Source organism: Bacteroidota bacterium (genome assembly GCA_034723125.1).
Taxonomy (GTDB): domain Bacteria; phylum Bacteroidota; class Bacteroidia; order CAILMK01; family JAAYUY01; genus JAYEOP01.
This window is the reverse complement of sequence record JAYEOP010000007.1, coordinates 1-5,005: the sequence shown is the minus strand read 5'-3', so window position 1 is coordinate 5,005 and position 5,005 is coordinate 1. Positions and strand designations below refer to the sequence as shown.

At 27.8% G+C, this 5,005-nt stretch carries 5 protein-coding genes; all 5 read right to left on the bottom strand.

Going from position 1 to position 5,005, the window contains the following annotated elements:
- Positions 1-73: 73 nt before the first annotated feature.
- Positions 74-802 carry a Fic family protein gene (locus U9R42_00200; protein MEA3494440.1) on the bottom strand — a complete coding sequence of 243 codons (729 nt, stop codon included), beginning with the start codon at positions 800-802 and terminating at the stop codon, positions 74-76.
- A gap of 18 nt (positions 803-820) precedes the next feature.
- Positions 821-2,011: an AAA family ATPase gene (locus U9R42_00195; protein ID MEA3494439.1), complete on the bottom strand. Its 1,191-nt coding sequence runs from the start codon at positions 2,009-2,011 to the stop codon at positions 821-823.
- A gap of 188 nt (positions 2,012-2,199) precedes the next feature.
- Positions 2,200-2,640 carry a hypothetical protein gene (locus U9R42_00190; protein ID MEA3494438.1) on the bottom strand — a complete coding sequence of 147 codons (441 nt, stop codon included), beginning with the start codon at positions 2,638-2,640 and terminating at the stop codon, positions 2,200-2,202.
- 63 nt (positions 2,641-2,703) lie between these two features.
- On the bottom strand, positions 2,704-3,906 hold the full coding sequence (gene csm5, locus U9R42_00185; protein ID MEA3494437.1) for a type III-A CRISPR-associated RAMP protein Csm5: 1,203 nt from the start codon (positions 3,904-3,906) through the stop codon (positions 2,704-2,706).
- Complete coding sequence (gene csm4 / locus U9R42_00180) at positions 3,893-4,909, bottom strand: type III-A CRISPR-associated RAMP protein Csm4 (GenBank protein MEA3494436.1); 1,017 nt, start codon at positions 4,907-4,909, stop codon at positions 3,893-3,895. The genes csm5 and csm4 overlap by 14 nt, the downstream gene beginning before the upstream one ends.
- Positions 4,910-5,005 lie beyond the last annotated feature (96 nt).

The window sequence follows — 5,005 nt, the reverse complement described above, 5'->3', positions numbered from 1 at the left end:
TTAACTTTTCATCTATCCTCCTAAAATCTGATAAAAAATAGAACATTGAATTTGACAAATTAACAATTTCAATCTATGTTAGCAGTTTAATATATTCTAATTGTGCTTGTTTTACTCTTTCGGCAATAAAATGAATATATTCCTTATCGTTTTTATGAGCTTTTTCTAACATATTTATATATTCCATTCTTAAAACCGGTGGAATAATTGTGATTGGAAAACCGTATTTAATTAATATCAAATTCATTAACAAACGAGCTATCCTGCCATTTCCATCAATAAAAGGATGTATGAAAACAAAATCTTTGTGAATAAGTGTAGCAATTTCCACGATATGTTTATCCGGTTCTTGTATTTTATATTTTTCTACAAATCTTTTCATTAACCCTGGCACTTCATTTGGATTTGGCAATTTATATTCGGAGCCGGAAATAAAAACACGTATTTTCCTGTATTTTCCTGCTTTATCCGGTTCTATTTGCTGATAAAACAATTTGTGTAATTCTTTTATATCCTTTTCTTTAAGCTCTTTCTTTTTGGCTAATTCATAAATAAAATAATACGCCTGTGCATGTCCGGTAGCTTCGAGATGATACTTTAAAGGTTTTCCTCCAACGGTAATTCCATCTTCAATTACAGCTTTTGTTTCACTTTCTGTCAGAGTATTGCCTTCCATTGCATTTGAGGCATAAGCAAGATTGATATTAAAATAGCGTTTTAGTTCAATAATCTGATCTTTAGAAAGTGGACGTATAGCTTTAATAGTTGTTTGAAGTTTATCTATTTCGTTGAAAATATTCATAGCTTAATTATTTTTTTTTTAATACAGAAACCCAAATAGCCAGAGCGGAATAATATTTTTATAACCATATTCAATATCATCAGCTGCTATGTATGAGTTTTTTATTCCTTTAATTTGTTTTTGAGTTTTATTTTTCCCACCAATTTCAAACAGGTATTTATTATCAACTAAAAAATCACCTTGTTTTGGGTAAGTTACAACATGGTTTTGCTTTAATTGATTTAAAAAAAATGTTTCTCTAATACTTCCTACATCAGGCTTTTCATTGGCTAAACTATATGCAATATTTGTATTTCCCAAAAATAGTTTATCCGGTTTATTCAAATAATTTATTCCATAAGCATTGGAACCTAACCATTGTATAATTTGTGCTTTATCAAGATAAAATAAATACTTTAGTAAGGTTTCTCTGCTTGTATTTGTTTGTCGCCCAAGCTTTTCAATATTAGGTTTATAGGGAGATATTCTTGAAATTATAAATAACATTTTTTTCATTTTAATAACAGAACTAAAATCAATTTTATAAATAGCAGGTAAATCATTTTCAATAACTAAATTTATAGTATTAACAAGTTGATTTGAGTAATCTTCTTTTTCAATTAAAAAAAACGGATAATAACCTTCTTTCAAATATTCATTAAAATACTCTAAGGGTTTGATTTGTTCTTTAATATTTGCATAAGTATTACTATTATTCTTTAGAATCTCGCTTAGTGAATATACTGGAAATTTTATTTTATATTTTAATTCAATAAATTCCCTAAAAGACAATCCTGTTAAATTATGTACTGTTGCTCTACGACTTAAATCATGTGAGCCTTTATATATTTCTAAAGCAGAGGAGCTTGTAAAAACTACTTTTAAATCAGGTAATGTATCATAAATATTTTTAATTTCTTGAGACCAATTTGTGTATTTATGTACTTCGTCAAGCATTAAATACTTACCACCGATCTGAGAAAATTCCTCCGCAAAATATATTAGCTTATTTTTACTAAAATACACATCATCTAAACTAACATAAATAGCTTTTTCCTTTTCTTTTAATGACTTTAAGTGCTGTAAAAGAAGAATTGTTTTTCCGCAACCTCTTGCCCCCGAAATACCAATTAGTTGTTTGTCCCAATTTATTTTATCAATCAAATATCTTTTAAACCGCATAGGTGTTATACGTACTGCATCATCTGATAAACGTTTTAATCTTTCCATATTCAATAAATTTTTATTTTGCAAATTTAATAAAACACATTTGCATTTGCAAATAATTAGGATAAAATCACAAATGCATTTGTGAAATAATGATTAATTATCACAAATCAAACTGCGAAATATATTTGATTATTATCAAGTTTATTGATTAGTATAAAAAGCCAAATAACCAAAGATGTATTATATTTTTAAAGTTTATCCCATTCTTCTTTATTATAATTATCACAATAGTCTTTAAAAGCACAATCGGGGCAATAACCACTACAAAAATCAATTATCCAGCCTGGCATTGAGTAAAAACCTTCTTTAAACTTTTCGCGCAATTGAGAATAAGCTAATTCCACAGGAATATTATTTCCCGGAAATGTAATTTCTGTTCCTTTAGCAGATAAAGCATTAAGTATAGCGATCATAAGTTGCTGAATTTGTGCTTTACTAAGTCTTTCAACAGGTGGCAACTCAATATAGCCAATCCCCAAAACATTCTCAGCAGGTTCATGAGTTGCTTCTTCAATTAATTTCATTTGTTTAACAAATTCATCATAATCTTCGCTAAATTCAATCTCCTGAACAGGATTAGCTTCTGCCTCTTTTAAATCTTCGATTAATTGGTTGATGTATTTTTGCATTTTACTTTTTGATTAATTCGTTAACCCATTTTTGTGCGGTTTTTATGTCGATCCATTTTATTACTAATTTCCAATCTTGTTTGGGGAATTTTTTCCAGCGTTTGTTGTTTTTTGCAATGCAGTTAATTTAATAAATCCTAAAACATCACCACTTTCATCAATTTTTCGTGTTTTAGGAAAATAACTGACTTTTCTATTTTTATTTAATAAGTTCGAAAGCTTTTCCCATTCATTATCATTAAATAATTCTTTATTGTGCTTAGCCCAGGCACCAGTAATATTATCCCAGCCACTACCCCCACCAATACGTATCACTGCTTCATTTTCCTTGCAACTTTCAGCTTCATCTAAGCAATCGTTTAAAGTTTCCAAATACCAATCAATTAATTCATTGGGATAATCTTTCTCCATTTTTCCCCATATATCAATTTCTTTTTGAATTAATAATTTTGTATGATTATTAACTATCTCAAATAAGGATTGAATATCTTTTAAGAATCCTACATCAGATTTTATTTCCTTTTTATTCAAATTTCTATTTAATAATTCACTGTTTATTTTTATTCTAATCTCAGCCTCATTATCATTACCAATTATCTCAGTAAGTTGATCTGTACCATTCTTAATCCTCCATTCATTATTTTGTAAATTCAATACTTGCATATTTGTTACAAGTGTATTATAATTAAAATGTGAATCAGTTACCTGCAAAAATCTGAATACATTACGATTTGCATCCGGTTTAAATGAATTACTTAAGAGTTGGTTTAAAATCTCAGATTCAACTTCTTGAAATGATCTTAAATCCCATTTTCTTCCTTTACTATTAAGAAAACTCCTTTTTTTATTAATAATATTTTTTACTCTATCTGTCTCTTTTTCTATTAGATAAGAAATAACAGTTGTTCTTATTGCTCCTTTTATTGATGAACCGGGTATCATTGGGAATCCTTTTGCACTATGAAGTTGCTCTTTTAAGGTTTTATTTTTACCAATATCCGAAGCATAAACATCCATTTCACGTAAAGCAACATCTGATAATTTAATATCATTTTTCCTTTTTCTTAAATAATCAAGCAAGTTATCTTTGCTGTTAATAATTGAAACCCACCTGTTAATATTTTCTTCACCAATTACTTGCAGTACTTTTTTATCGTCAATAACACCTATTTTGTCATTTATAAATAAATACTCAATATTACTTTGTAAATCAACTCCACTACCAATATGAACAGGAGTTAAAGTTTTTATTTTAACTTTTGTCATTACTAATGATTTTTAATGGAATAAAAATAGCTTTACCATCACGCCAAATTTCGTGATTAAGGCCTTGAACATTATCAGGTTTTAAATCAAGAATTTTCCCTTGTAATTTTTTTAATGGAAAAACTGAAGCTTCCTTAAACATATAAACTGATTTTTTACGGAATGTTAAAATATCCATATTTTCAGGACTACTAATATAACCTCCCCTTTTTAATAATTGATACCTGCTATTTTTTAGAGTATCATCACTTATTTCATGATTTTGAGGTAAAAATAAGGAGAGTGTCATTTGACTATTGCTTTTATCCGGTACATTTATTTTAAAATCTTTTACTAATTCAAAATCAAATTGCCCGTTTCCTACATTACGATCTGTACCTATGCCTTGTTGCGATAATAATTCTAATGAATCAATAATTACATTTCTTATTTTATTATCGTTAGCTTTTAGTAAAAAATACAATCCTGTATTATTTCTAAAAAATAATCTGTCAACATAATAAGGTGTGGGATTATCTTCTTCACCTTTTGGCATAACCAATCTTTGCTGTACTTCTGATTCAAAAATATTTACTTGCTGATTTTCTTTCACAAGAAACTTTCCATTCTTGGAAAAATTATTTTTTGAAACATCAAAAAACTCATCAGCATTAATTGTCTTCTCGAAAAAATATTTATTTAGAAAGTCAAGTTTTTTAAGCTTTTTGTTTTCTTTTGCTTTTCCTTTAATATCATTTATTCTAAGGGGGATATCTGAGATTGGTTTTGGGAAAAAGTAATCATCCTCATTAAAAGGAAAAGCAGAACTAATTAAAAAGGATTCAAGGAAATCCTTAGTAATACTTTCTTGAAACAATACTTTAGCACAGCTAAATAATGCAGATTTTATAGTATCGGAATGAATTATTGTTTCCGATTTATCATAAAAATCCGTTTGCCCTCTGCTAAGATGTAAGGGGGATGTAAATTTTAGTTTTACTAATTCAAATGATAATGTTGCCATTTTATTCTTCTATTTAAATTTCCATTTATCTGTAATATCATTTCCAGAGTAACTTTCTTCTGTATATTTAACCATTTCTTTTTCAATAACAGAATC

What these genes read in the sequence shown, in the direction of transcription:
- U9R42_00200 (MEA3494440.1), bottom strand. Translation starts at nt 802, where the DNA reads ATGAATATTTTCAACGAAATAGATAAACTTCAAACAACTATTAAAGCT.
- U9R42_00195 (MEA3494439.1), bottom strand. Translation starts at nt 2,011, where the DNA reads ATGGAAAGATTAAAACGTTTATCAGATGATGCAGTACGTATAACACCT.
- U9R42_00190 (MEA3494438.1), bottom strand. Translation starts at nt 2,640, where the DNA reads ATGCAAAAATACATCAACCAATTAATCGAAGATTTAAAAGAGGCAGAA.
- csm5 (MEA3494437.1), bottom strand. Translation starts at nt 3,906, where the DNA reads ATGACAAAAGTTAAAATAAAAACTTTAACTCCTGTTCATATTGGTAGT.
- csm4 (MEA3494436.1), bottom strand. Translation starts at nt 4,909, where the DNA reads ATGGCAACATTATCATTTGAATTAGTAAAACTAAAATTTACATCCCCC.